This is a genomic window from Roseivivax marinus (assembly GCF_900109705.1).
Taxonomy (GTDB): domain Bacteria; phylum Pseudomonadota; class Alphaproteobacteria; order Rhodobacterales; family Rhodobacteraceae; genus Roseivivax; species Roseivivax marinus.
Map to the genome: position 1 here is coordinate 63,516 of NZ_FOAI01000004.1, position 26,546 is coordinate 90,061.

At 68.5% G+C, this 26,546-nt stretch carries 23 protein-coding genes; 5 read left to right on the forward strand and 18 right to left on the reverse strand.

Annotated features, from left to right (window positions below; all coding sequences use genetic code 11):
* Nucleotides 1-31: 31 nt before the first annotated feature.
* From BMX29_RS06565 to BMX29_RS06585, 5 genes are all read right to left on the reverse strand, one after another.
* Nucleotides 32-1,552: an ABC transporter ATP-binding protein gene (locus BMX29_RS06565; RefSeq protein ID WP_092811377.1), complete on the reverse strand. Its 1,521-nt coding sequence runs from the start codon at nt 1,550-1,552 to the stop codon at nt 32-34.
* Nucleotides 1,528-2,457 carry a xanthine dehydrogenase accessory protein XdhC gene (gene xdhC / locus BMX29_RS06570; RefSeq protein WP_092811379.1) on the reverse strand — a complete coding sequence of 310 codons (930 nt, stop codon included), beginning with the start codon at nt 2,455-2,457 and terminating at the stop codon, nt 1,528-1,530. The genes BMX29_RS06565 and xdhC overlap by 25 nt, the downstream gene beginning before the upstream one ends.
* Complete coding sequence (locus tag BMX29_RS06575) at nt 2,447-4,912, reverse strand: xanthine dehydrogenase molybdopterin binding subunit (RefSeq protein ID WP_092811381.1); 2,466 nt, start codon at nt 4,910-4,912, stop codon at nt 2,447-2,449. The genes xdhC and BMX29_RS06575 overlap by 11 nt, the downstream gene beginning before the upstream one ends.
* The gene (xdhA, locus tag BMX29_RS06580; RefSeq protein WP_092811383.1) at nt 4,909-6,273 is read right to left on the reverse strand and encodes a xanthine dehydrogenase small subunit; all 1,365 of its coding nucleotides are present in this window, start codon (nt 6,271-6,273) and stop codon (nt 4,909-4,911) included. Before xdhA ends, BMX29_RS06575 begins: the two co-directional genes overlap by 4 nt.
* A gap of 225 nt (nt 6,274-6,498) precedes the next feature.
* A complete protein-coding gene (locus BMX29_RS06585) occupies nt 6,499-6,684 on the reverse strand; it encodes a hypothetical protein (RefSeq protein ID WP_043842076.1) in 186 nt (61 codons plus the stop codon).
* Between the two features lie 114 nt (nt 6,685-6,798).
* Here BMX29_RS06585 and dnaE point away from each other — a divergent pair, with 114 nt between their 5' ends.
* Nucleotides 6,799-10,299, forward strand: a complete 3,501-nt coding sequence (dnaE, locus tag BMX29_RS06590; RefSeq protein ID WP_092811384.1) for a DNA polymerase III subunit alpha — start codon at nt 6,799-6,801, stop codon at nt 10,297-10,299.
* Between the two features lie 295 nt (nt 10,300-10,594).
* Here the strand turns inward: dnaE and BMX29_RS06595 are convergent, their stop codons facing one another.
* Nucleotides 10,595-10,798, reverse strand: coding sequence for a SlyX family protein (locus BMX29_RS06595; RefSeq protein ID WP_092811386.1), 204 nt, complete (start codon nt 10,796-10,798; stop codon nt 10,595-10,597).
* 109 nt (nt 10,799-10,907) lie between these two features.
* Between BMX29_RS06595 and hisS the strand changes: the two genes are divergently transcribed.
* The 3 genes from hisS to hisG are packed head-to-tail and all read left to right on the forward strand — an operon-like array spanning nt 10,908 to nt 14,313.
* On the forward strand, nt 10,908-12,542 hold the full coding sequence (gene hisS / locus BMX29_RS06600; protein ID WP_092811388.1) for a histidine--tRNA ligase: 1,635 nt from the start codon (nt 10,908-10,910) through the stop codon (nt 12,540-12,542).
* Nucleotides 12,539-13,624, forward strand: coding sequence for an ATP phosphoribosyltransferase regulatory subunit (locus tag BMX29_RS06605; RefSeq protein ID WP_092811390.1), 1,086 nt, complete (start codon nt 12,539-12,541; stop codon nt 13,622-13,624). The genes hisS and BMX29_RS06605 overlap by 4 nt, the downstream gene beginning before the upstream one ends.
* Nucleotides 13,621-14,313 (forward strand): ATP phosphoribosyltransferase, encoded by a 693-nt coding sequence (gene hisG, locus BMX29_RS06610; protein WP_043842085.1) that lies wholly within the window; start codon nt 13,621-13,623, stop codon nt 14,311-14,313. Before BMX29_RS06605 ends, hisG begins: the two co-directional genes overlap by 4 nt.
* Nucleotides 14,314-14,431: 118 nt before the next feature.
* Here the strand turns inward: hisG and BMX29_RS06615 are convergent, their stop codons facing one another.
* From BMX29_RS06615 to BMX29_RS06670, 12 genes are all read right to left on the reverse strand, one after another.
* Nucleotides 14,432-14,926 carry a prepilin peptidase gene (locus tag BMX29_RS06615; protein ID WP_092811392.1) on the reverse strand — a complete coding sequence of 165 codons (495 nt, stop codon included), beginning with the start codon at nt 14,924-14,926 and terminating at the stop codon, nt 14,432-14,434.
* 25 nt (nt 14,927-14,951) lie between these two features.
* A complete protein-coding gene (locus tag BMX29_RS06620; protein WP_043842088.1) occupies nt 14,952-15,830 on the reverse strand; it encodes a tetratricopeptide repeat protein in 879 nt (292 codons plus the stop codon).
* Between the two features lie 32 nt (nt 15,831-15,862).
* Nucleotides 15,863-16,423 (reverse strand): tetratricopeptide repeat protein, encoded by a 561-nt coding sequence (locus tag BMX29_RS06625; protein ID WP_175471147.1) that lies wholly within the window; start codon nt 16,421-16,423, stop codon nt 15,863-15,865.
* 4 nt (nt 16,424-16,427) lie between these two features.
* Entirely contained in the window at nt 16,428-17,387 is a 960-nt protein-coding gene (locus BMX29_RS06630) for a type II secretion system F family protein (protein ID WP_092811394.1), read from the reverse strand.
* 10 nt (nt 17,388-17,397) lie between these two features.
* The gene (locus BMX29_RS06635; protein WP_043842091.1) at nt 17,398-18,360 is read right to left on the reverse strand and encodes a type II secretion system F family protein; all 963 of its coding nucleotides are present in this window, start codon (nt 18,358-18,360) and stop codon (nt 17,398-17,400) included.
* A 4-nt stretch (nt 18,361-18,364) separates the two neighbouring features.
* Nucleotides 18,365-19,813 carry a TadA family conjugal transfer-associated ATPase gene (locus BMX29_RS06640; RefSeq protein ID WP_092811396.1) on the reverse strand — a complete coding sequence of 483 codons (1,449 nt, stop codon included), beginning with the start codon at nt 19,811-19,813 and terminating at the stop codon, nt 18,365-18,367.
* Between the two features lie 11 nt (nt 19,814-19,824).
* Nucleotides 19,825-21,099, reverse strand: coding sequence for a CpaE/TadZ family protein (locus BMX29_RS06645; RefSeq protein ID WP_092811398.1), 1,275 nt, complete (start codon nt 21,097-21,099; stop codon nt 19,825-19,827).
* Between the two features lie 290 nt (nt 21,100-21,389).
* The gene (locus BMX29_RS06650; protein WP_043842095.1) at nt 21,390-22,052 is read right to left on the reverse strand and encodes an OmpA family protein; all 663 of its coding nucleotides are present in this window, start codon (nt 22,050-22,052) and stop codon (nt 21,390-21,392) included.
* Nucleotides 22,053-22,075: 23 nt separating this feature from the next.
* Nucleotides 22,076-23,491: a type II and III secretion system protein family protein gene (locus BMX29_RS06655; protein WP_092811400.1), complete on the reverse strand. Its 1,416-nt coding sequence runs from the start codon at nt 23,489-23,491 to the stop codon at nt 22,076-22,078.
* 193 nt (nt 23,492-23,684) lie between these two features.
* The gene (gene cpaB / locus BMX29_RS06660; RefSeq protein WP_092811402.1) at nt 23,685-24,548 is read right to left on the reverse strand and encodes a Flp pilus assembly protein CpaB; all 864 of its coding nucleotides are present in this window, start codon (nt 24,546-24,548) and stop codon (nt 23,685-23,687) included.
* A gap of 232 nt (nt 24,549-24,780) precedes the next feature.
* Nucleotides 24,781-24,984, reverse strand: a complete 204-nt coding sequence (locus tag BMX29_RS06665; RefSeq protein ID WP_043842098.1) for a hypothetical protein — start codon at nt 24,982-24,984, stop codon at nt 24,781-24,783.
* A gap of 139 nt (nt 24,985-25,123) precedes the next feature.
* A complete protein-coding gene (locus BMX29_RS06670; RefSeq protein WP_092811404.1) occupies nt 25,124-25,309 on the reverse strand; it encodes a Flp family type IVb pilin in 186 nt (61 codons plus the stop codon).
* 366 nt (nt 25,310-25,675) lie between these two features.
* On the opposite strand from BMX29_RS06670, the gene BMX29_RS06675 reads away from it, so the two are divergent.
* Entirely contained in the window at nt 25,676-26,539 is an 864-nt protein-coding gene (locus tag BMX29_RS06675; RefSeq protein WP_092811406.1) for a lytic transglycosylase domain-containing protein, read from the forward strand.
* The last annotated feature ends 7 nt before the right edge of the window (nt 26,540-26,546 follow it).

Genomic DNA, 26,546 nt, shown 5'->3' on the forward strand with positions numbered 1-26,546 from the left:
GCGGGCTCTCCGGATGGCGGGGGGCGTCGGATCAGGCATGGTGGGCCGCCTCCATGTCGTGGGCGCCGCCCATCATCAGGCCGATCTTCTCGAGGCTCAGCTCGGAGACCGGGCGGGCAGGCGACAGCCGCCCCTCGTTCAGCGCGGCGAAGCGGTCCGCGACCTGCATCAGCTCGTCGAGATCCTGGCTGATGACGAGGATCGCGGCGCCCTCCGCGGCCAGGTCCAGAAGCGCCTGCCGGATCGCGGCGGCGGCTGCAGCGTCGACGCCCCAGGTCGGCTGGTTCACCACCAGAAGGTCAGGCCGCTGGAGGATCTCGCGCCCGATGACGAATTTCTGCAGGTTGCCGCCCGACAGCGCCCGCGCGGCGGTGCCGGTGCCCGGCGTGCGGACGTCGAAGGCGTCGATGACCTTTTGTGCAAAGCCCCGCGCGGCGGACCAGTCGATCAGCCCGCGCGACACCAGCCCCTCGCGCCGCGCGCCGGTCAGGACAGCGTTCTCGGTCAGGCTCATGTCCGGCGCGGCGGCGTGGCCCAGCCGTTCCTCGGGCGCGCAGAGAAGACCCGCGTCGCGCCGCGCCATCGGTCCCGCGCGGCTGATGTCGCGGCCGGCGAAGGCGATGGTGCCCGCCGGGGCCAGCCGCTCGCCCGAAAGCGCGGCCAGAAGCTCGTCCTGCCCGTTGCCGGCGACCCCGCCGACGCCCAGCACCTCGCCCCGGCGCACCGATAGCGATACGTCGCGCAGCGGCGTGCCGAAGGCGCCCGGCGCGGCCAGCGACAGGCCGGTGACCTCGAGCAGCACGTCACCGGTGCTGTGGGCGCGGCCCTCGGGCATCTCGAAGGAGGAGCCGACCATCATCTCGGCCAGCGCCCGCGCGGTCTGCTCCGACGGGGTGCAGGTGTCGACCTTCTGACCCTGCCGCAGGATCGTGGCGGTGTCGCAGAGCGCCCGGATCTCGTCGAGCTTGTGCGAGATGTAGAGGATCGAGCGCCCCTCGTCCTTGAGCTGGCGCAGCGTGGCAAAGAGGATTTCCACCTCCTGCGGCGTCAGCACAGAGGTCGGCTCGTCCATGATCAGAAGCTGCGGCTCCTGCAGCAGGCAGCGCACGATCTCGACCCGCTGACGCTCGCCCGCCGACAGCGTGCCCACGGTGCGGAACGGGTCGAGCGGCAGGCCGTATTCCTCGGAAACCTCGCGGATGCGGCGCGCAAGGTCGCGGGTCGGCGGCGGCGCCTCCATCCCGAGCGCGACGTTCTCGGCCACCGACAGCGCGTCGAAAAGCGAGAAGTGCTGGAACACCATCGCCACGCCGGCGCGCCGGGCTTCCGATGGCTCGGACGGCGCGAAGGTTTTGCCGCGCAGCTGCATGGCGCCGGAATCGGGCGTGACGAGGCCGTAGATCATCTTGACCAGCGTCGACTTGCCCGCGCCGTTCTCGCCCAAGAGCGCGTGGATCTCGCCCTCGCCGATGTCGAACGAGACGTCGTCGTTCGCGACGACGCCGGGATAGGCCTTGGTCAGGCCCGTCAGGCGGAGGAGCGCATCGGCCACTGTGATCTGTCCCTGTCGTTTTTCCGGTCGAGTAGGTCGGCGGCCACGCCGAGTGCAATGGCCTGCGGGTGCTTGCCGAGAGATTTGCGACCGATCGGACACTGAATGCGCGCGATCGCGGCATCCGCGTGGCCGAGCGCCCGGAGCCGCGACGCGAAGCGCGCCCGCTTCGTGTCCGACCCGATCAGCCCCGCGTGCCCGAACCCGTGGGCTAGCAGCGTATGGCAGAGCGAGAGGTCGATCTCGTGGCTGTAGGTCAGCACGAGGTGCCAGGCGTTCCTCGGCGCCAGCGCGACCGCGCGCGCCGGATCGGCAGCGGGCAGGCAGCGCACGCCGTCGGGGGCCGTGTCCGGGAAACGCTCGGGTGCGGTGTCGATCCAGGTCAGCGCGAAGTCGGGCAGGGGAGCCAGCGCGCCGGCAATGGCGCGTCCGACGTGGCCCGCCCCCCAGAGCCAGAGCGGAACACTGTCGTGCGCCAAGGGCTCCACGAACCAGCCCTGCACGAGCTGCGGCGCCAGCGCGGCCCCGGTCGACCGCGCCGCGTCCACGATCCGCGCGACCGCCAGCGGCATCTCTCCGGCCCCCCGCGCCACCACGGGCCCATCGAGCGCGACGAGGCGCGCGGCGTCCCAGCGCTCGGTCAGAAGCGTCACCGCCCCGCCGCAGCACTGGCCAAGCGAAGGCCCCAGCGGATGCCGGGTCAGCCCGTCGCGGTCGAAGGCGAGGCGCGCGGCCTCCAGTTCCAGCGCGCCGCCGCCGATGGTGCCGGACTGACCGCCCGGCCACACCAGCATCGACGCGCCGACCTCGCGCGGGGCCGAGCCCGCGACCTCGGCGACGACGACCCGGGCCACGTGGCCGTGGGCGGCCACCGCCGCGGCGATTTCCTCGCGGTCAAACGCCATCGCGCACCCGGCTCACCGCCTCCAGCACGCGTTCGGGCGTCGCCGGCGCGTCGAGCGCCGGGTAACCCGGGCCGCAGGACGCCACCGCGTCCGACAGCGCGAGGAAGGCCGACATGCCCAGCATGAAGGGCGGCTCGCCAACCGCCTTCGAGCGATAGATCGTCTCTTCCCGGTTGGACCCCTCCCAGAGCGCGACGTTGAACACCCGTGGCCGGTCCGAACAGGCGGGGATCTTGTAGGTCGACGGCGCATGGGTCCGAAGGCGGCCGTCGCCGTCCCAGACCAGCTCCTCGGTCGTCAGCCAGCCCGCGCCCTGCACGAAACCGCCCTCGATCTGCCCGATGTCGATGGCCGGGTTCAGCGAGGCGCCCGCATCATGGAGGATGTCCGTGCGCAAGAGCTTGTACTCGCCGCTCAGCGTGTCGATCACCACCTCGGTGCAGGCCGCGCCGTAGGCGAAGTAGTAGAACGGCCGGCCCTGGCCCCGGATGCGGTCCCACTGCAGCTTGGGCGTGCGGTAGTAGCCCGTGGCCGACAGCGACACGCGCCCCTCGTAGGCAAGTTTCGCCGCCGCGTCGAAGGCGTAGCTCTCGCCGCCCACGTGAACGCGCCCGCCCTCGAAGCGCACCACCGACCGGTCGGTCTGGTGGCGCTCGGCGAGATGCGCGGCGATGCGGTCGCGGATGGTGTCGCAGGCGGCCTTCACCGCCATGCCGTTCAGGTCCGAGCCCGACGAGGCCGCGGTGGCCGAGGTGTTGGGCACCTTGCCGGTGTCGGTCGCGGTAATCTTCACCCGCTCCAGCCCCACGCCGAAGCGCGCCGCCGCCACCTGCGCAACCTTCTGGAACAGGCCCTGTCCCATCTCGGTGCCGCCATGGTTCAGGTGGATCGAGCCGTCCTGGTAGACGTGCACCAGCGCGCCCGCCTGGTTGAGATGCGACAGCGTGAACGAGATGCCGAACTTCACCGGCGTCAGCGCGAGCCCTTTCCTGAGGATAGGGTTCGCCGCGTTCCACTCGGCGACGCGGGCGCGCCGCCCGGCATAGTCGCAGCTCTCCGCGAGGCGTTCGGTGATGCCGTGCAGGATGAAATCCTCCACCGCCATGCCGTAAGGGGTGGTTTGCACGCCCGCGGGCGCAGCGGGCGCGCCGCCCTCGGGCACCGAGCCCACCGCCCCGCGCGAGGCCACGTCCAGCGCGTCGTCTCCGGGCAGCCCGGCGGTGGCGTCCGCGCCGTCCCCCGGCTTCTTCTCGTCGGAAATACTCTCCGGGGGGGCGCCGGAGGCGCGGGGGGCGGACAGCCCCCCTCCGTCGGCCTCCGCGTAGTAGTTCCGCCGGCGCAGCTCGAGAGGATCGAGCCCGAGCACGTGGGCGGCGTGGTCCATCACCCGCTCGATCCCCAGCATCCCCTGCGGGCCGCCGAAACCGCGGAAGGCGGTGGCGCTCTGGGTGTTGGTCTTGAGCCGGTGGCTCTCGATCCGCGCGGCGGGCAGGTTGTAGGCGTTGTCGGCATGCAGCATCGCGCGGTCGGCCACCGGCAGCGAGAGGTCCTGCGCCCAGCCGCAGCGGATGTAATGCTCGAACTCCACCCCGAGCATGCGGCCCTCGTCATCGAAGCCCGCGCGATACTCGATGCGCGCATCGTGGCGCTTGCCGGTGATGACGAAATCGTCGTCGCGGTCGTACCGCATCCGGCAGGGGCGTCCCGTGATCCGCGCGGCCACGGCGCAGGCGACCGCCAGCGCGTTTCCCTGGCTTTCCTTGCCGCCGAAGCCGCCGCCCATCCGCCGGGTCTCGACCCGGACGCCGTGCATCGGGATGCCCAGGGCCTCGGCCACCTTGTGCTGGATCTCGGTCGGATGCTGGGTGGAGGCGTGGACGATCATGTCCCCGCCTTCCTGCGGCAGCGCGAGCGAGGCCTGACCCTCGAGGTAGAAATGCTCCTGCCCGCCCATGGTGATCTGGCCCGACACCACGTGCGGCGCGCCGTCGATGGCCTCTCCGGCGTCGCCCTTCTCCCAGATGCGGGGGCCTTCTTCGAAGCGCGATTCGGCGTCCAGCGCATCGTCCACGTCGAAAATGGCATCGCGCGAGCGGGTCTCGAACCCGGCGAGCCGCGCGGCTTTGCGCGCGGCGAGGTGCGAGGTCGCGACCACGAGGAACACCGGCTGGCCGAGGTAATGCACGGTGCCGCCCGACAGCAGCGGCTCGTCGTGGACCGAGGGGGAGACGTCGTTGGCGTGTGGCAGGTCGGCGGCCTCCAGCACCGCAATCACGCCGGGCGCGGCGCGCACGGGCGCGAGGTCGAGCGAGGCGATGCGCCCCGCCGCGATGGGCGACAGGCCGAAGGCGAGGTGCAGGCAGTCGCGCGGCGCCGGGATGTCGTCGACATAGCGCGCGGCGCCGGTGACGTGCAGGCGCGCGGCGTCGTGGGGCAGGGGCTTGGCGATGCTCATGGTGCCACCTCCAGAACGTCGACCGCCGCGCCCAGATCCTCGAGCAGGTAGCGCGACAGCAGGTTGCGGGCGGCGTTCAGCCGGTAGCCGGCCGAGGCGCGCATGTCCGATAGCGGCTGGAAGTCCCTCTCCCAGGCCTCCCACGCAGCGGCGATAGCCTCTTCGCCCCAGCGCACGCCCAGAAGCGCCTCTTCCACGTGGCGCGCGCGTTTGGGGATCGCGGCCATGCCGCCGAAGGCGATGCGCGCCCAGCCGACGCGGCCCTCGTCGTCCACGCCGATGTCGAAGGCGCCGCAGACAGCCGAGATGTCCTGATCGAAACGCTTGGACAGCTTCCAGACCTTCAGGCGCGGCGCGCGGGCGGGCAGGCTGATCGCCTCGACGACCTCGCCGGGGCGCAGGTCCTGCTTGCCGTAGTCGATGAAGAAGTCCTCGATGGGCATCTCGCGGCGTCCGTCGCGGTGCGCCAGGTGCAGGATCGCGCCGAGTGCGATGAGCGCGGGCGGGTTGTCCCCGATGGGCGAGCCGTTGGCGATGTTGCCGCCGATGGTCGCCGCCGCACGCACCTGCGCCGAGCCGTAGCGGCGGATCATCTCGGCGTAGTCCGGGTGGTGCTCGACCATCAGGCGATGCACGCGGTCCATCGTGACGCCCGCGCCGATGCGAAGCCGCTCGCCGTCGTCCTCGATCCGCTGAAGATCGGCGCAGCGGTTGAGGAAGATCACGTCGTCGAGGTCACGCAGGTCCTTGGTCACCCAGAGGCCCACGTCGGTGGCTCCGGCGATCAGCGTCGCCTCGGGCCGGGCGGCGGTCTCTTCCAGCAGGGCCTCGAGCGTCGCGGGCGCGTAGCGCGCGGCCTCGACCGAGGGCAGCGCCGCGTCGCGCATCCAGGCAGGCACCGGCGCGTCGGCGGCGTCCTCGGCGGCGCGCACGATGGGCGCGTAGCCGGTGCAGCGGCAAAGGTTGCCCGCGAGCGCGTCGTCGTGGCCGCGGTCTCCGCGGGCATGGGCGGTGGCCATGGCGACCACGAAGCCCGGTGTGCAGAAGCCGCACTGGCTGCCGTGCCGATCGATCATCGCCTGCTGCACCGGGTGCAGCGCACCATCCGGGCCCGAAATACCCTCGACCGTGCGCACCGCCTTGCCGTGCAACTGGGGCAGGAACAGGATGCAGGCGTTGAGGGCGCGGGGACCGTCCTCGTCGGTGACCATGACGGTACAGGCGCCGCAATCGCCCTCGTTGCAGCCCTCCTTGGTGCCGCACAGGCCGCGGTCCAGCCGCAGCCAGTCCAGCAGGGTCTGTGTCGCCGCGGCGTCGCGCAGCGTGATCCTCTCTCCGTTCAGAAGAAAGTCGATGTCCATGATGAAAGCCTGCCGCGTTACCGATCGCCCGTTGGTCGTGCGCGCCCTCGATGCGGCGTAGAAGGCGGCGGGCCGGTCGTGATGTGTTCCGGGGATCGACGCTAGGGGGCGGGGGCCGGGCTTGGCAAGAAAAAACCGGAGGCCGCGCCGGCCGACGGCGCGTCGATGCCCGAGAAACGGGCGGTCGTCGGGAGGGTCAGGCGGGCGTGCGGGCGCCCGCTCGCGTCACTCGGTGGCCGGCTCGGAACCGTCCTGGATCGCCTCGCCCGTGTTCTCGAGCGCCTCGCCGACGCTGTCCTGCGCGCCGTCGATGGCCTGTTCGCCCTCCGGGCTGAGTTGCAGGAACCCGAAGAAGATCAGCACGGCGATCACGGCGACGATGAGGATGACAAGGCCGAGAAGGGTGCGCATCGGGAATACTCCGTGAGGGGCAGGGACGCGGATCAAACGCCGATTGGGCGATCCGTGTTCCCCTCCCCGCATCCGAGGCTTTCGCCCGCCGGAGCCACAACATAATGTGGCGCCATGACAGCCGATCCCCGATTCATCCACCTGCGCGTTCACACCGAATATTCCCTGCTGGAGGGCGCCGTGCGGCTCAAGAAGCTGCCCGGCCTCTGCGAGGCGATGGGGATGCCGGCGGTCGCGGTGACCGACACCAACAACCTGTTCTCGGCGCTCGAATTCTCGGTGACCGCGTCGGGCGCGGGCGTTCAGCCCATCATCGGCTGCCAGGTCGACGTGCGCTACGTCGACCCGCAGCCGGGCGAGCGGCCGCGCGATCCGGCGCCGGTGGTGCTGCTGGCGCAGAACGAGGCCGGGTATCTCAACCTGATGAAGCTCAACTCGTGTCTCTACCTGCGCGGTGACGGCGAACTCGCGCACGTGACGCTCGAAGAGTTCGAGGCCCACGCGGAGGGGCTGATCTGCCTCAGCGGCGGTCCGGACGGGCCCGCGGGGATGCTTCTGCGACAGGGCAGCCGGGGCGCGGCCGAGGCGATGCTCGTGCGCCTGCACGCGGCCTTCGGCGACCGGCTCTACGTCGAGCTACAGCGCCACCCCGGCGAGGAGGGCCAGCCGCAATCGGAACGTCTGACCGAACGCGGCTTCGTCGAGATGGCCTACGAGATGGGCCTGCCGCTGGTGGCCACGAACGACGTCTACTTCCCCAAGTCGGACATGTACGAGGCCCACGACGCGCTGATCTGCATCGCCGACGGTGCCTATGTCGACCAGCAGGACGAACGTCGGCGCCTGACGCCGCAGCATTATTTCAAGTCGCCGCAGGAGATGGTCACCCTGTTCGCGGACCTTCCCGAGGCGATCGAGAACACGGTCGAGATCGCGAAGCGCTGCGCCTACAAGGCCGAGAAACGGGCGCCGATCCTGCCGCGCTTCGCCGACGACGAGGTCGAGGAACTGCGCCGCCAGGCCAACGAGGGCCTGCAGAAGCGACTTGCCGTGATCCCCCATGCGGTGCCTGTCGAGGACTACCAGAAGCGGCTCGACTTCGAACTTGGCATCATCGAGGGGATGGGCTTTCCGGGCTACTTCCTGATCGTGGCCGACTTCATCAAGTGGGCCAAGGAGCACGATATTCCGGTGGGGCCGGGGCGTGGTTCGGGCGCGGGCAGCCTTGTCGCCTACGCGCTGACGATCACCGACCTCGATCCGCTGCGCTACTCGCTGCTGTTCGAGCGGTTCCTCAACCCCGAACGTGTCTCGATGCCGGACTTCGACATCGACTTCTGCATGGACCGGCGCGAGGAAGTCATCCAGTACGTGCAGGGCAAGTACGGTCGCGACCGCGTGGCGCAGATCATCACCTTCGGCGCGCTGCTGTCCAAGGCCGCTGTGCGTGACGTGGGGCGCGTGCTGCAGATGCCCTACGGCCAGGTGGACCGCCTGTCCAAGATGATCCCGGTGGAGGGGGTGAAACCCGTCTCGATCGAGCAGGCGCTTCGCGACGAGCCGCGCCTGAAGGAAGAGGCCCGCAACGAGGAGGTCGTCGACCGTCTGCTGACCTACGGCCAGCAGGTCGAGGGCCTGTTGCGGAACGCCTCGACCCACGCGGCGGGCGTGGTCATCGCCGACCGGCCCACCGACGAGCTGGTGCCGCTCTACCAGGATCCGCGCTCGGACATGCCGGCGACCCAGTTCAACATGAAGTGGGTAGAGCAGGCGGGCCTCGTGAAGTTCGACTTCCTCGGCCTCAAGACCCTCACGGTGATCCAGAACGCCATCGACCTGATTCACAAGTCCGGCCGCGACCTGCACGTGTCGCAGGACGGCGCGACGATCTACGAGCCGTTCGAGGGGGCCGAGAACGACATCGGGCAGATCCCCCTGGATGATCCGATCACCTACGAGCTCTACGCTCGCGCCAAGACCGTCGCGGTGTTCCAGGTGGAAAGCTCGGGCATGATGGACGCGCTCAAGCGCATGAAGCCCACCTGCATCGAGGACATCGTGGCGCTCGTGGCGCTCTACCGTCCGGGTCCGATGGAGAACATCCCGGTCTACTGCGACGTCAAGAACGGAAAGCGCGAGCGGGCGGGCATCCATTCCTCCATCGACCACGTTCTCGACGAGACGCAGGGCATCATCGTCTACCAGGAACAGGTGATGCAGATCGCGCAGGAGATGGCGGGCTACAGCCTTGGCGGCGCCGACCTGCTGCGCCGCGCCATGGGCAAGAAGATCCAGGAGGCGATGGACGCCGAGCGGCCCAAGTTCATCGACGGCGCCAAGGCCAACGGCGTCGACGACGACAAGGCGCTCGAGGTCTGGAACCTGCTCGACAAGTTCGCCAACTACGGCTTCAACAAGTCGCACGCGGCGGCCTACGCGGTGGTCAGCTACCAGACGGCGTGGCTCAAGGCGAACCACCCGGTCGAGTTCATGGCCGGCGTGATGAACTGCGATATCCACCTGACCGACAAGCTGGCGATCTATTTCGAGGAGGTCCGCAAGGGCCTCAAGCTGCCGTGGGTCGCGCCCTGCGTGAACCGCTCGATCGAGACCTTCGACGTGGTGGACGGAGAGCTGGTCTATGCGCTGGGCGCTCTCAAGAACGTGGGCCTCGACGCGATGCGGCTGGTGGTCGAGGGCCGCGCCGGCAAGCCCTTCGCGACGATCTACGACTTCGCCCGGCGCGTCGACCTGAAGCGCGTGGGCAAGCGTCCGCTCGAGATGATGGCGCGGGCCGGAGCCTTCGACCAGCTCGACCGCAACCGGCGCCGGGTGTTCGACGGGCTCGACGCGCTGGTCGCCTACTCGGCCGCGGTGCACGAGCAGAAGAACTCGAACCAGGTGTCTCTTTTCGGCGAGGCGGGCGACGATCTGCCCGAACCCCGGATGCCCCCGGCGAACGACTGGCTGCCCGCCGAGCGGCTGGCCGAAGAGTTCAAGGCGGTGGGCTTCTACCTCTCGGGCCATCCGCTCGACGACTACATGGGCCCGCTCAAGCGCAAGCAGGTGATGACCCTCGACGAGGTGATGAAGAAGGCCGAGGGCGCGCCCCTGGTGGCCAAGATGGCGGGTGTCGTGGCCGGCCGGCAGGAGCGCAAGTCCGCCCGCGGCAACCGCTTCGCCTTCGCGCAGCTCTCGGACCCGACCGGCGCCTACGAGGTGACGCTGTTCTCGGAGACCCTGGAAAAGAGCCGTGATTTCCTCGAGACCGGATCGAAGGTCATGGTCACCGTCGAGGCGACGATGGAGAGCGACCAGCTGAAACTGCTGGGCCGTTCGGTCGCGCCGGTGGACGTGGCGGTGGCCGATGCGGGGACGGCCGGCATGCGGATCTACATCGAGGACGCACTGGCGGTCAGCCACATCGCCTCGGTCCTGAGCCGCGCCTCCGACCAGTTGCCGCGCGCGGGCCGCGGCCCGGTCAGTGTGCTGCTGAGCGACGCGGCACTGCCGGGCGAGGTGGAGATCGATCTGGGCGAGGAGTTTCCGGTCACCCCCGAGATCAAGGGGGCCGTGAAATCCCTCTCGGGCGTTCTCGCGGTCGAGGAGGTCTGATCCGCCGGGGCGCGGCCCTGCGCGGGCCGCGCGCACGTCGCCCCGGGGGCAGGCCCCCGGACCCCCTGTCCGCCGCTGGCGCGCCGGACGTCGCGTGACGCGGAGCGGGCCAGATCCGAGCGAACGGCGAATGTGCGGCCGTCATCCCGGTCGCGGGGCGTCAGGTGTTAGGGGCGGAAAGATTAACCGTGCGCTGCCGGCCACGCCCGTCGATCCGCGCCCTGCGACGGAAACGGCAAATCCGGGATGTGAGGCGGATCGCGCGGCCCTGTACCGGGCGGCGGCGGACCGGCCGTCAGTAATGCGGCGGGCGCTCGTTGGTGTAGACTTGGCTGCCCGAGCCGTCGGCCTCGCGCTCGGCCTCGCGCCGCAGGAGCATGTCCACGCGGGCGGCGAGGCGGGCGATCTCGGTGTCCTGCCGCGCCACCACCTCGGACAGGTCGTCGACCTGCCGGGTCAGTTCGGCGATGTGGGACTCGAGGCGATCGGTGTCTGACATGGATCCGCGATAGCGCCCCGCGCGCGGCCGCGCAATGGCGGCTTGCTTGCCCCGGCGGGACCGAGCGGCTAAAGGGGCCGCGCACTTCCCTCTCAGACAGGTCAGGCACATGGCCAAGCCGAAGAAACAGCCCCGTCCCAAGGCCGAGACGCCCAAGGGCTTCCGCGACTATTTCGGCGCGGAGGTCACCGAGCGCGGCGACATGCTCGCCAAGATCGCGGCGGTCTACCATCGCTACGGGTTCGAGGCGCTGGAAAGCTCGGCGGTCGAGACCGTGGAGGCGCTGGGCAAGTTCCTGCCCGACGTGGACCGCCCGAACGAGGGGGTCTTCGCCTGGCAGGAGGCCGATGACGACGGCCGCGGCGACTGGCTGGCTCTGCGTTACGATCTGACCGCGCCGCTCGCCCGCGTTTACGCCCAGCACCGCAACGACCTGCCGACGCCCTATCGCCGGTTCGCGATGGGTCCCGTGTGGCGCAACGAGAAGCCGGGACCGGGGCGCTTCCGCCAGTTCTACCAGTGCGATGCGGACACCGTGGGGGCGCCGTCGGTGGCCGCCGACGCCGAGATCTGCGCGATGCTGGCGGATACGCTGGAAGAGGTCGGCATTCCGCGCGGCGACTACCTGATCCGCGTGAACAACCGGAAGGTTCTGAACGGGGTTCTGGAGGCCATGGGGCTCGAGGACGACACCCAGAAGGACGCCGTGCTGCGGACCATCGACAAGTTCGACAAGGTCGGAGAGGCGGGCGTGCGCGAACTGCTCGGTGCGGGGCGCAAGGATCAGTCGGGCGCGTTCATCGACGGCGTGGGACTCGGCAAAACGCAGATCGAACCTGTGATGGGTTTCTTGAATTCATTCGCTGTTGTTCAGGACAAACTTGCCCAAGAGGCTTCTCGAGCGTTTCAAGAAGGCGATGAAGCGAGAGGAAGAAAGCTCGAAAGTGCTCGTCACTGCGTCGCTCCAGAATTCAAGAATCATCCAGAAATTGCAGCAAATGCCGAAGCAGCGCGCATCTGGAATACCCGCGTTTTAGATCATCTGCGTACCATTATCGGTGACTCCGGAGTTGGGTTCGCAGGCGTCGAGGAATTGACAGAAATTGCGGACCTTCTGGCGGCGCAGGGCTACGCCGCGGACCGCATCCGTATCGACCCTTCCGTCGTGCGCGGTCTAGGCTATTACACTGGCCCGGTATTTGAGGCCGAGCTGACCTTCGAGATCACCGACGAGAAGGGCCGGCCGCGCCAGTTCGGCTCGGTCGCGGGCGGCGGGCGCTATGACGACCTGGTGAAGCGCTTCACCGGGCAGGCGGTGCCCGCGACGGGGGTGTCGATCGGTGTCGACCGTCTTCTGGCGGCGCTGCGCGCGACGGGCCGCGTCGGCGGGCAGGCCGAGGGGCCGGTCGTGGTCACCGTGATGGACCGCGCGCGCATGGCCGACTACCAGGCGATGGTGGCCCGGCTGCGGCAGGCGGGGATCCGGGCCGAGGTCTATCTCGGCAACCCCAAGAACTTCGGAAACCAGCTCAAGTACGCCGACCGGCGCGGATCGCCCGCCGCGGTCATCGCGGGCTCGGACGAGTTCGAGCGCGGCGTGGTGCAGATCAAGGACCTCGTGCTGGGCGCGCAGATCGCCGAGACCGCGACGCTCGATGAGTGGAAGGAGCGGCCCTCGCAGTTCGAGTGCACGCTGGACGACATGGTCGAGCGCGTGCGCGCCATCGTGGACGGCGAGGCATGAGCCGCGCCGAGGCCCGCGATCTGGCCGCGCGGTTCTGCGCGGCGTTCGAGACGGCCGGCGCCGTGCCGGTGGATTGCGACATCCTGCAATCGGCGGAGACGCTGCTCGATCTTTACGGAGAGGACATCCGCAGCCGCGCCTACGTCACGCAGGACCCGGCGCTGGGCGAGCGGATGCTGCGCCCGGACTTTACGGTGCCGGTGGTCGAGGCGCACATGCGCGACGGCGCCGAGCCCGCGCGCTATACCTATGCCGGCGAGGTCTTCCGCCGGCAGGAGGACGACCCCGAGCGCGCGCCGGAATACATCCAGGCGGGCTACGAGATCTTCGACGGCCGCGATGCCGAGGACGCCGACGCGGCCGTCTTCGCGCGCTTCGCCGAGCTTCTGGCGGAGTGGGAGCTGACGCCCGCCACCGGCGACATCGGCATTCTCAGCGCGGCGATCCGCGGGCTCGAGACGTCCGAGCGCCGCCGCTCCGCCCTCCTGCGCCACATCTGGCGGCCGCGGCGGTTCCGCGCGCTCCTCGACCGCTATGCCGGCCGCACGCCGGTGCCCGCGACCCGGACGGCGCTGCTCGAGGCTGCGAACCCGATGGCCGCCGCGGGGCCGATGATCGGGCGCCGCACCGAGGCCGAGATTAGCGACCGGCTCGTCGCGCTGCGCGAGGACGCGGCCGAGCCGCCGCTGTCCGACGGGCAGGTGGATCTGATCGAGACGCTCCTGAAGGTGTCCGAGACCTGCCCCTACGCGCTGCAGCATCTGCGCGACATGGAGGTCGACCTGCCGGCGCTGCGCCCCGCCGTGGACCGGTTTGCCCGTCGCTGCGACCGGCTGGCGGCCCAGGGCGTGAACGTCGACACCCTCGACTTCGAGGCCTCCTACGGCCGCACCTCAATGGAGTATTACGACGGCTTCGTCTTCGGTTTCTCCGCGGTCCGCCGTCCCGACCTGCCGCCGGTGGCCACCGGCGGACGCTACGACGCGCTGACCGAGCGCTTGGGGCAGGGGCGGACGCTGCCCGCCGTGGGCGGCGTGATCCGGCCCGACCTGCTGCTCGCGCTCACGGAGGACCGGGGATGACCGTGAAGCTTGGTGTGCCCTCCAAGGGCCGGCTGATGGAGAAGACCTTCGACTGGTTCGCCGAGCGTGGCGTGACGCTGACGCGCACGGGGTCCGAGCGCGAATACGCCGGCGCGGTCGAGGGCGTGGAGGGCGTCGAGTTGGTGCTCTTGTCGGCATCGGAGATCCCGCGGGAGCTGGCACGGGGACGTATCCACCTTGGCGTGACCGGCACCGACCTCGTGCGCGAGACGCTGGTACAGTGGGACCAGAAGGTCGAGCCGCTGGCGGAGTTGGGCTTTGGCCATGCCGATCTGGTGCTGGCGGTGCCGGCGGCCTGGGTCGACGTGGACACGCTCGACGATCTCGACGCGGCGGCGGCGGCGTTCCGGGCGGCCCACGGCATGCGGTTGCGGATCGCGACTAAGTATCACCGGCTCGTCCGCGACTACCTCCGCGACGGGGGCGTGGCGGATTATCGGCTGGTGGACAGCCAGGGGGCGACCGAGGGCACGGTGAAGAACCTGACCGCCGAGGCGATTGCCGACATCACCTCCACGGGCGAGACGCTGCGTGCGAACCACCTGAAGGTGCTGGACGAGGAGCCCATACTGCGGAGCCAGGCGACGCTTTTCCGTTCGCGCAGCGCCGTGCAGGATGAACGGCAGCGCGCGACGCTGGCCGGGCTGCTGGAGCGGATCGGTCTGTGAACGCGGGCCTACGCAATTTTAGATAAAATTGCGTAGGCGGGCAGTTTGGCGTCGGCTGGAGGCTGCGTGGACGGTCGGGGCAGGGCGCAGAATTTTAGATAAAATTCTGCCGCGAGGCTCAACTGCCGTAGGCGACCCCGAGCGCGAGGTAGAGTGCCAGCGTCCCGCCGAGGGCAAGCCCCATGGGAAACCGCTCTCCGGACGACCAGCTCACCCAGTTCGGAGCGAGCCGCCGCAGCGGCGTCGCCCGGGCCAGGCGGTGGGCGGCGAAGGCCGCCAGCAGCGTCGCGGCGAACAGCACCATCAGGAAGCGCAGGTCGCCGAGATGAATGAACGGCGCCGCCGCCGCGGCGAACTTGGCGTCACCCGCGCCCATCGCCCCGCCCGCGTTCAGCGCGATCCCCGCGACCAGCACGACCAGAAGGTGCGTCCAGCGCCAGGCCCAGATGTCAAAAGGCAGCGCGAGAAGACCCAGCACCGCGTAGACCGCCACGAGACAGACCACCGCGTTGTTGGTGATCTTCATCCGGCTCATGTCGGTGTACATCACCCACAGGCAGATCGGCCCCACGACGGGCAAAAACCACAGCGCGGTGGCCGACGCGATGTCCATGACGAGGCCCCTCCACCTACGGCGCTCAGCGCGCCGAAGCGACCTGGCCCAGCGCGTCGAGCGCGCGCGCGGCGGCCTCGAAGTGCTGCGGATGCGTCTCGAGCGCGTCTTCCAGAAGCCCCTTGCCCAGCGCCACGTCACCGCGCTTGATCGCGGCGAGGCCCAGAGTGTGCAGAAGCTCGGCCCGCTCCTCCTGTGTCATCGGGATCGGGGGCAGGGCGTAGTTGCCCTGCGCCGAGCGCGCCAGCATCAGGTTGTTCTTGGCGGTGAAGAGCGAGGAATCCTGCCGGATCGCATCGGTGAACAGGCGCTCGGCCTCGCGGTGCTCGCCCCGGGTCAGCTTCGAGAAGCCCCAGTTGTTGAGCACGTTGGCCGGCGTCGTGGTGAGCCCCACGGCGGTCTCGTAGAAGCTGTCGGCCTTCGACCAGTCCTCGTTCACGTCGGCGATCATCGCCTCGAGCCGGTAGCGGCGGAAGGTCTCGTGGGTGGGCGGGACGGCATTGAGCGTCGCCTGCGCGCGTTCCCACTCGCCGGCGCGGATCAGCGCGTCGGCCAGCGCCACCCCGTCATCCGGAGCGGCGTCTGGATGCGCCACGACCTTGTCCCACGCGGCAATCGCCTCGGTGGTGCGGTCGGCGCGGACCAGGGAGGTCGCGAGCCCGCGCTGGAACTCGATGCGGTCGGGCTCCTGCCCGGCCGAGCGCTGGAAGTAGCGCACCGCTTCGTCGGGATCGGCCGATTGCAGCATGACGTCGTTGAGCCCGGTGCCGTCCACGGCATTCACGCCCTGGAACGCACGGTCGACCGTCTCCTGCGCGGAGGATTTGCCGAAGGGGAGCTTTTCGCATCCCGCAAGGCCCGTCGCCCCCGCCAGAACGAGGACGGCAAGAATGGAGTGGCGCATCGTGGTGCGTCCTTCACTGCTCTCGGGCCCGCTTATCTGTTGTTGCGGATCAGGTATTCCCCTGTGCCGCGTCGCACGAGCCTCAGTTCATTTGCCTCGGCGTCAGCATAGAAGGACTCGTCCTGTTTTGCGAGAGCCAAGCGCAGATTGTCGCGGATTGCGTCACTTTGGCCGCTGTCGAGCGCGTAGGCCTTTCGGAAAATCTGCGCCGCCTCGGAGGTCTTGCCCCGTTCCATGAGCACGACGCCAAGGTTGTTCCAGACCTCGGGGTTGGCGGTGTCGCTGTCCACGGCGCGACGCAGCTGGTCCTCCGCCTGGTTCAGGCGGCCCAGCGCGAGGTTCGCCGAGCCGATGGCCGACAGCACCTCTCCGGTCAGTCCGTAGACCCCCGCGGCACGGATATAGGCTTGCAGCGCCAGTTCGGGTTCGCGCGCGTCCATGAGGCGATGGCCCACAAGCAGGCCGTCCACCGCGTCGCCGCGCGGGTCGGCGGTGGGGGCGAATAGGCGGTCGCCGGATTCGGAAAAGCCGCCCGATGAACAGGCGGCCAGTCCGAGGATCACGATCAGGAGCGCGATGGGCGCTGTGCGCATGGCCTCACTTGCCGAGTTGCGTGATGCCCACCGCGGACGGACCGACGAGAATGATCAGGAGCGGAGGGACCGTGAACATCATTGTGGTCAATGTCATCTTGGTCGGCAACTTGTTTGCCTTCTCCTCTGCGCGCATCACGCGCTTGTCACGCATTTCGGCGGCGTAGACCCGCAGCGCGTCGGCCACCGAGGTGCCGAACGTCGCCGACTGGTTGAGCACGGTGACGAAGGAGGAGACGTCCTGCACGCCGCAGCGCTCGGACATGTCGTCCAGCACGCTCGACTTGTCCTTGCCCGCTTTCATCTCGTAGCTCACCAGCTGGAATTCGGCGGCAAGGTGCGGATAGGACGGGCGCAGTTCCTTGGCGATGCGCACGATCGCCTGGTCCATCGACTGACCCGCCTCCACGCAGACCAGCATCATGTCGAGCGCGTCCGGGAAGCCGTCCTGGATTTCCTGCTGCCGTTCCTGCTGGCGCTTGTTGATCCAGTATTTCGGTCCGTAATATCCGACGAGGCCCGGCCCAAGGACGTACATCGCCATCTGCTTGGGCGTCGCATCGGGGCCCATGAACAGCAGGTAATAGACGAGACCGCAGCACAGCAGGCCGATGCCGAAAACGAACTGCGCGAGGTAGTAGTAGCGCACCGCCTCCTTCGACCGGTATCCCGCCTGCATCAGCTTCATGCGGATCTCGGACAGCTCGGTCGCGTCCTGGGGCTCGAGGAAGTGGGCGTACTTGTTGAGCTTCTCGCCCCGCCGCTTGTCGCGCAGAACGGCGCGGGTCTCGGCCTCCATGCGGTCGCGGTTGGTCTGCTTGAGCTTGTCGTAGGGATCGGGCTTCTGCGACAGCAGCAGCGGAATGCAGGCCAGCAGCAGCAGGAGCGCGAGGCCCCCCACCGCGATCAGCGGGCCTGCGGGGCCGAGCGTATCGACGAGGAGCGCGTTGAACTGGTCGAGCATGCGTGGGACCTCAGACCTTGATGTTGGTGAGCATCTTCATGACGAAGAGGTTCAGGACCAGGAAGATGCCGACGATGAAGCAGGCGGGGATGAACCACGGGTGGTCCAGCACGTCGTCGTAGTAGTGCGGGTCGGTCAGCTGGATCACGATCAGCGCGCCCACCGGGAAGCCTGACAGGAACTTGCCCGACCACTGCGCCTCGGCGGTGATCGCCTTGACCTTCCGGAACAGGCGGAAGCGGGCGCGGATCACCTTGGCGAGGCCCTCGAGGATCTCGGCAAGGTTGCCGCCCGACTGCTGCTGGATAGTCACGGCCACGGCGAGGAAGCGGAGGTCCTGAAGGTCGAGCCGCTCGGCCATGTGCTTGAGCGCCTCGCCGATGTCGCGGCCGTAGGCGCTTTCGTCGGCGATGATGCCAAACTCGGTCGCCAGCGGGTCCTTGATCTCCTTCGACACGATCGAGATCGCGGACGAGAACGGGTGACCGACGCGCAGGCTGCGGACCATCAGCTCGACCGCGTCCGGCAGCTGTTCCTCGATCATGCCGATGCGCTTCTTGGCTTTCATGTTGAGCCAGGTGAAGACGCCGCCGACCCCCATGCCGATGCCGATCACGATGCGCACCGGCAGCGATGCCTCGGTGCCGACGGACAGGCCGACGAAGGCGACGATCGACAGACCCACCATCATCATGATGAGCTGCTTCGGTGTGAAGGCGAGCGCCGCCTTCTGCGCGCGGTCGGCCAGCAGCGAGTAGATCGGGATCGACCGGCTTTCGAGGTGCTGGTCCATCTCCTTGCGGAGCTTGGCGAGGACTTCGTCGCGCCGGGTGCCCTTGTCGAGCATCTCGAGCCGGCGGTTGACCTTCGAGTTCAGGCTGATCGACTTGCCGAACGCGACCAGGTAGATGCCCTCCACCAGGCCGAGAACGGCGACGAAGATCACGCCGTAGATGATGAGTTCGGCGCTCATGGCGTCAGTCCCCCCGGAAAGGTTCGTAGATCGACGGGGGCAGGTCGTAGCCCCACATCTTGAAGCGCTCGGAGTAGTGGCTCCGCACGCCCGTGGCGGTGAAGTGGCCGATGATCTTGTTCTCGGGCGTCAGACCCACGCGCTGGAAGCGAAACAGCTCCTGCATCGAGATCACCTCGCCCTCCATGCCGGTAATTTCGGTGATCGAGGTCATGCGGCGCGAGCCGTCCTGAAGGCGCGAGGCCTGCACGATGAGGTTTACGGCCGACGAGATCTGCGAGCGCATCGCCTTGAGCGGCATCTCGATCCCGGCCATCGCGATCATGTTCTCGAGGCGGCTCACGCCGTCGCGGGCGGAGTTGGCGTGGATCGTGGTCATTGAGCCGTCGTGGCCGGTGTTCATGGCCTGCAGCATGTCGATGACCTCCTCGCCGCGGGTCTCGCCCACGATGATCCGGTCCGGGCGCATCCGCAGCGCGTTCTTGAGACAGTCGCGCGGGGTGACGGCGCCCTTGCCCTCGACGTTGGGCGGGCGGCTTTCCATCCGTCCCACGTGCGACTGCTGAAGCTGAAGTTCCGCGGTGTCCTCGATGGTCAGGATGCGCTCGCTGTCGTCGATGAACGAAGACAGCGCGTTGAGCGTGGTCGTCTTGCCCGAGCCGGTACCGCCCGAGACGATGACGTTCAGCCGGCAGGCCACGGCGGCCTGCAGGTAGACGGCCATTTCCTCGGAGAAGGCGCCGAACTTGACCAGGTCGTCGATGCCCAGCTTGTCCTTCTTGAATTTCCGGATCGACACGAGGCTGCCGTCCACCGCAATCGGCGGAACCATCGCGTTGAAGCGCGAGCCGTCGGCCAGGCGGGCGTCCACGTAGGGGTTCGATTCATCGACGCGCCGGCCCACGGCCGACACGATCTTGTCGATGATCCGCATCAGGTGCCGCTCGTCCTTGAACTGGACATCGGACAGCCGCAGCTTGCCGCCCTGTTCGATGAAGACGTTGTGCGGCCCGTTCACCAGGATATCCGAGACCGTGTCGTCCTTCAGAAGCGGCTCCAGGGGCCCGAGGCCCTTCACCTCGTCGTAGAGCTCCTGGTTGAGGGTCTGGCGTTCCTCGCGGTTGAGGACGATGGCCTTCTCGGTCAGCGTCTCCTGCGCGATCGACTGGATCTCGGCGCGCAGGTCTGCCTCGGTCGCCTGGTCGAGCGCGGCGAGGTTGAGGTTGTCCAGAAGCGCGCGGTGCAACTCGAGCTTCACCTCCTGCAGGCGCTCGCGGCGTTTCTTTTCCTTGTCCGCCGGGGCCGCGCGCGCCTCGCGGGCGGGCGAGGGCTTGCGCTGGGCGGCGGCCACGCGTTCGGGGGCGGGAGTGTCCTTGACGGCAGCGGGAGCGGCAGCCGCGGCTGCGGCGACGGGCGTCGCGTCCGCGCCGGACTTCTTGTAGCGGGAAAACATTCAGCGGCTCCTCAGGCTGCGTCTGCGTCGGTCTGGCCGACGGCATAGAGGGACTGCGCGAGCTTCTGGAGTTCGCGGCGGAGCGGATTCTTGGCGGCCTGGCTCGCCAGCGGCAGGCCGTGGTCGCAGGCTTGGAGAACCTGCCGTCCGCCGTCGGGCATTTGCAGGTCGAACGCGACGCCGAGGCTCTCGGCCATGCGCTTGGCGCGGCTCTTGGCCTGCAGGTCGGTGAACTTCGGCGCCCGGTTGAGCACGAAGCGCAGCTTGTCGAAGGGCAGGTCCTCGGATTGCAGCGCGCGCTTGAGGCGGACGGTGTTCTGGGCAGAGCGCATGTCGAGTTCGACGAGGGCGAAGAAGACCTGCGCGGCGTTGAGGACGGTCTCGGACCACTGGGTGATCGCCTGCGGCAGGTCGACCACGACGAAGTCGAAGTGATCGCGCGCGATGTCGAGGATCTTGCCCACCTCGGTCGGGCCGATCATGTCCAGCGGCAGAAGGTCGGGCGGCGCGGTGAACACCGAGAGCCGGTCGTCGAAGCGCACCAGCGCCTGCGCGAAGCTGTCGCTGTCGAGCGTGTCGATGTCGGTCATGATCTCGAGCACGGTCTCGCGGCGCGGCAGGTCGAGATAGGTCGCCACCGACCCGAACTGCAATCCGAGGTCGAGGAGAAGCACGCGTGGCGCCTTCTCCTTGTCCTTCTCGACAGTGGCCAGTTCCCAGGCGAGGTTCACCGCGAAGGTCGTGGCGCCGACGCCGCCGGCCATGCCGTGAACCGCGATGGTCACGCCATCGCCGCCGCGGGTCAGCTTGACCGATCCGTTGGCCTCTCCTGCGGCACCGCCCTCTTCGGCGGCGAGCGCAAGCGCGGTCGTCGGCGCGGGACGGCGCAGCCGCTCGACCGCCTCGGCCAGCTCGCCCTCGGGCAGCGGGTAGGGGACGAACTCGTCCGCACCCGTCCGCAGGAGCGTGTGCAGCGCGCCGGGGGTCACGTCCTCGGCGATCAGCACGACCTTCACGCCGCGGCTCTTGGCCAGCGTGATCAGTCCCGCGATCTGGTCGATATTGTCCTCGTCGGTGTCGTCGATGGCCAGCGCCACGAATTCCAGCGACTTTGCCTCGTCCTGACCGAGGAACATCCGCGCCTCGGCAAAGCCGAGATCGCCCCAGTTCTCGCCCAGAAGCGATTCCATGTCCTCGATCAGCAGGTCGAACAGCTGGACGTCACGACTGATCGTGCACGCGCGCACCGGGCTGCTTTCTGCGGAACTCGGCGTGGAACTGGTCATGTGCCCTTCATCCTTCTCCATCAGACCGGGCACGGCCGACCGGACGCGGAATCGCGCGCGTGTCGGGGCCCGGCGGCTCCGGGTGACGTCCCGCGATCGGGACGGGACGGAGGCCGTCATTGGGGAAGGTGCCGTCGAATGGCGGCGACATTTGGACCAAAAAATCGTAATTGTACGGTATCGGTCCACGATGGTCGGACACTCACGCGTCTGTGCGTGGGCTCCGGCGGCCGCCTATTTCAAGCGTGCCGCGATAGCAGGGGAGGGGCGCCCGGGGCCGGACGCCGGTCTCAGTCGCCGACGGTCGAGACCTCGCCCGAGGCCAGCGTGGTCGGCGCCTGCGCGCTTGCCACGTAGTCGCGGTAGATGATCTGCGCGTACTTGCCGTCGAGCACGTTCTGGTGGCCCTGCACGAAGCCCGACACTTCGGTCACCGTGCGGCGGTTCCGACGCTCGCGGCCCTGCGTCACGATCAGCGGCTGGGTTTCACCGTAGGAGACGACCGCCTCGAGCCGCGACAGGCTCACACCCTGCGTGCCGAGATAAGCCACGGCAGCCTGCGCGCGGGCGAGGCCGAGCGCCTTGTTGTAGGCGTCCCCGCCCACGAGGTCGGTGTGACCATAGACGCGGAAGTTGATTTCGGGGAATTGCCGGATCCAGTTCGCCTGCCGGCGCAGGGTCTCGCGTGCGGCGGGGCTCAACTCGGCGGAGTTGAAGGCGAAGTTGACCGTGGTCTCGACCTCGGCCGCGAAACGCTGGGCGAGGTCATAGGTATAGCGCGCCTGACCCTTCATCAGGGCGGTGTTGCGCTTGGTCGCCTCGCCGAAACCGGTGGTATCGATCAGCGCGCCGCTCTCGCGGTGGAACTGGGTGTAGACGGGATCGTGTCCCGCGTTCTCGCAGGCCGCGGCGCCAAGGAGGCATCCGGCGATCAGGATGGTGCTGCGGCGCATCGGCGGCCTCCTCATTGTCCGTCTCAATCCATCACGTAGCCGTAGGACCCGTTGAAGTCCTGGCGCGCGACCTCGCCCGCGGCGCCGCTTTGCGGGCGGCGGGTGCCGCCGGTGGTGCGGCCGTACAGGAACAGGTCCTTCTCGGACGGCGGGCGCACCCGGTCCGTGGGCAGGGCCAGAGCCTCGCCACGCGTCGGCGTCACGAGGTGCGGGGTGATGATGATCACCAGCTCGGTCTGGCTGCGTTGGTATTCCGCCGAACGGAACAGCGCGCCGAGGACCGGGATATCGCCGAGCCACGGCACCTGACCGTTCAGGTCGGTGAAGTCGTCCTGCAGCAGACCCGCGATGGCAAAGCTCTCGCCGTCACGCAGCTCCACTGTGGTGGAGGCCTCGCGGCGCGAAAACGCGTCGATCGAAAAGCCCTCGATCTGTACGCCGTTGGCACTGTCGATCGCCGACACGGCGGTCTTTAGCTCGAGGTTGATGAGATCGCCGTCGACCACGCGCGGAACGAAGTCCAGCTCGATGCCGAAGGGCTTGTATTCGACCGAGACGGCGCCGTCCTGCTGGCTGACCGGCACGGGGTATTCGCCGCCGGCGAGGAACTGGGCTTCCTGGCCCGACAGCGCGGTGAGGTTCGGCTCGGCCAAGGTGCGGACCATGCCCTTGGTCTCGAGCGCCTCGAGCAGGATGCCGACCTCGAGGCCGCCCGCGTCGAAGCCTAGAAGCGCCGCGCCGGTGGAGTCGCCGCTAGGCGTGGCCTGTCCGACGGCCGTGTTGCCCACCGAGTTGCCAGTGCCGGCGCGCACGCCAAGATCACCGCCGAAGCCGTCGCCGAGGATCGAGAGCGACGAGCGCAGCGCCTTCGAAACCGAGCGTTGCATCTCGGCAAAGCGGACCTTGAGCATGACCTGCTGCACGCCGCCCACCGTCATCAGGTTCGAGACCCGTTCGGGGGCATAGCGTTGCGCGAGTTCAAGCGCGCGGTCGAGCTTCTGGATCGAGGACACGGTGCCCGACAGAACGATGCCGTCGTTGGCGGTGCGCACCTCGATGTCCTCGCCGGGCAGGATCTGCCCCAGCCGTTCCTTGAACTCGGTGACGTCCGCGGCGACGCGCACGTCGACGTTGGAGATCAGTCGCCCGTTCTCGTCGAGAATCGTCAGCGTCGTGGTGCCGGGCGCCTTGCCGAGCACGTAAATGGTGCGATCCGACAGCGATGAGATGTCGGCGATGGCGGGGTTGGCGATGGAGAGCTCCGCGAAGGGAGTCTCGCTCTCGACCACGACGGCACGGTTCATGGGGACGCTGAGCGCCCGCCCGATGCTGCCCTGCACCACGCGAAGGTTCTGAGCGCTCGCGATGTCCGCCGCCATGGGTGCAGCGGCAAGGACCACCCCCGCGAGGGCCGCCCGGAGAAACCTGTCGATGTTCATGTGACCTGCCTTTCGATCACGCCTCGGGTGCAGGTCTTGTTGCCTGCATTTGCGGTCACACTGCGTGAGTTTCCGAATCCATGCAAGAATCAATGACTTCGCCGCGACCCCTGATGTGGACAAGCGGCAACACGCGAATCGAAAACGGCGCGGGAGAGACCCGCGCCGTTTCTGATAAGGCTTTGATTTAGCATCAGTTCGTGCAGGGGATCGGGATTTCCACCACGTCCGAGCCGCGCCGGGTGCGAATCGTGCAGACCTCGAGCGTCTTGTTCTCGGCCTTGCGATCGCGGCCCTCGATACCCAGGAGCTTGCGCTGGTCGACCTCGATCGCCTCGGCGATGGTGTCGTCGTGCGCGGCCATGAGCGACAGCGACAGGCGGCCGGTGGATTGCGCCTGTGCGAGCGAGGCGACCACCTGCGGCGTCGCCGCGACGGTCACGGTGCGGGCGATGGCCGCTGCGGTGCTATCGGTGTTGGCGGTCTGGTCGATGGCGATCAGCTCGACGCCGGTCTGGATCAGCTTGGTGACCTCGCCCTTGGGCACGTCGACGCCCTCGGCGCGGACGTTGCCGGTCCAGTAGATGTCCACACGGTCGCCGGGACGCAGGAAGCCCGACACGCCGGTGGCCACGTTGACCTCGATGGCGAAGGCGCGCTGGCCGCGCTCGAGGCGCGAGGTCAGGCCGGCATCGCCGCCGGGTTCGCTGACCTTCACCTTCATCAGGGCCTCGTTCTTCTCGATCTGGCGGGTCGCGACGCGGGGGAGGTCTCCTTCGACCACCGGCGGCTCGGCCTCGGGGAAGAAGTCCTGCGGAAGCGCGTCCTTGGGCCAGTGGGCCAGTCGCACGTCGTCCGGGCTGAGCGGCTCACCGTAGAGGATGGAGCGCTTGGCCACCCAGATGCGTTCGGTCGGGACGCTGGCGGCCTCGGCGGCCTTCGCGCGTTCCTCCTTGAGTGCCTGCTCGTAGGCCCCGATGTAGTTCTGGGCCATGTAGACCGCGAAGCCGGCCAGACCCAGCCCGGCGATCAGGACAAGTCCGAAGATCAGTCTCATGCTCGTTCCTTTCGGCGTTCTCTCTGCCCCGCGGGCGGGGATGTTATCGGAACGGGTCTAGCCCGCCGTTGGGGTGAAAACATGGCGCGACCGCGCCGATTTCGCGGATCGTGGCAAGGGGCGGGCATTCGGCCCCGGATCGTGGCGCACATGAACGAGAAGAGGCCCCGAAGGGCCTCTGGGTCGAGCGGTCGCGGCGCGGGGCCGCGACACGTTCGGGATCGTCCGTCCGTCAGGAACCGCCTGTCATCGCCGCCAGCTTGGCCTGCTCTGCGCCGACCTGGTTGCTGGCGCTCTGGATGAGCGACACCGAGTTCTGGTTGATCTGCACGTAAGCGGCCGTTGCCAAGCCGACCACGGCGGCCGTCAGAACGACCCAGTCGACCGTCACAGCGCCGTCTTCGTCTTCAATGATCCGGCCGAAAAGCTGTTTCATCGTAGAGGCCCGTTCTGATGATCACGCGGCGTCGGGGAACCCGACGTGCCGCCCGGGCTGCCCTGGTCCGGTTCGGGGGAACCCGGGAGGCAGCGGTTCAGACGAAGCGGGAGAGCCGGGGCCCTCCCGCCGAAAGGCATCACTCGTCGAAGGTGTCCTGCGCGGCCACTTCTTCGCCGGCGGCATTGATGAGGCCCAGCGCGTTTTCCGAGATGGTGCCGTATGCTGCGATCGCCAGGCCGACGACGGCCGCGGTCAGCACGACCCAGTCCACGGTGACTGCGCCGTCTTCGTCTTTGCGGAAGGTGTTGATGAACTTGAACATGGAAGCTCTCCGTAGATGTAAAGTTTGCTCTCTTTTTCCCAACCGGCCGGTCCGTTGGCGGGGTCTCTCAGGTCCCTGTCCCGTCGCGGTATGGGTATAATTAGCCGTTGGATTGCGGCACGAGTTGGACGCGATCGGTTCGTTTTTGCAAACCGCCTTGTTTCACGCGGCCGCGCCTGCAACCGTTTGAATGTATTAAAAAAGTATTTCCGAAATGAGGTGCGCACCCCTGTGGGACGTGACGTTTGTGGCAGCCTTGCCGCCCATATGACCGGGATGCGAAGCCCACGCTTGGTGATGCGGCGTCACTCTGGCATCCTGTGGACAAAGGGCCCGCTCCGAGGCCTGTCGAGGCAGGAAAAACCCATGCGACCGATCCCCCGATGGCGGGCCATGGCCGCGATCTGGCTGACGATCCAGATGTGTGCCGCCCCCGCGAGCGCCGAGTTTACCTTCAAGCGCGTGAAGCCGCCCGAATCCGGCGTGGGCAAGCGCATCACCGTACAAATCGCACCGCGGGCCAATCCCGCCGTGCTGCCACCGCCCGAGCGTCGTGCACCCACGGCCGAGCCGGACGGCGCCATCGCCACAGCGGCGGCCGGCGCCGCGGCGCCACGTGCGCCGGGCCGCGCCGGGGGTGCCGGACGCTACGGCTGGTTCTGGGACGCGGTCGGCGCGGGCCTCGACGGGGCCGGGCCCGGTCGGCTGGAGCCCGCCCTGCTGGAACTGAAGAAGCCGCGCGGCGGGGGGGCGGTGTCCGCACCCCGTCTCCAGACGCTCCAGGACATCGCGCGGCGCCACGGCCGCGACATCCTCGCCGCCAGCGTCGGCACGCAGGTCTCGCCCGCGCTGGCGCTCGCCGTCATGGCGGTGGAATCGGGTGGCCGGGCCGAGGCGGTGAGCGGTGCAGGCGCCAAGGGCCTCATGCAGCTCATGCCCGCCACGGCCAAACGATTCGGCGTCTCCAACAGCTTCGATCCCAAGGACAACATCCAGGGCGGCGTGGCCTTTCTCGACTTCCTGATGACCAAGTTCGACGGCGACCCGATCTTCGTGCTGGCGGGCTACAATGCCGGCGAGAACTCGATCGAGCCGCACGGCGGCGTCCCGCCCTATGCCGAAACGCGGGACTACGTGCCGAAGGTTCTGGCCGCGTTCGAGACGGCGCGGGGCCTCTGCCTGACGCCGCCCATGTTCCTGTCGGACGGCTGCGTCTTCGCAGGCATGTAAGTCGCGG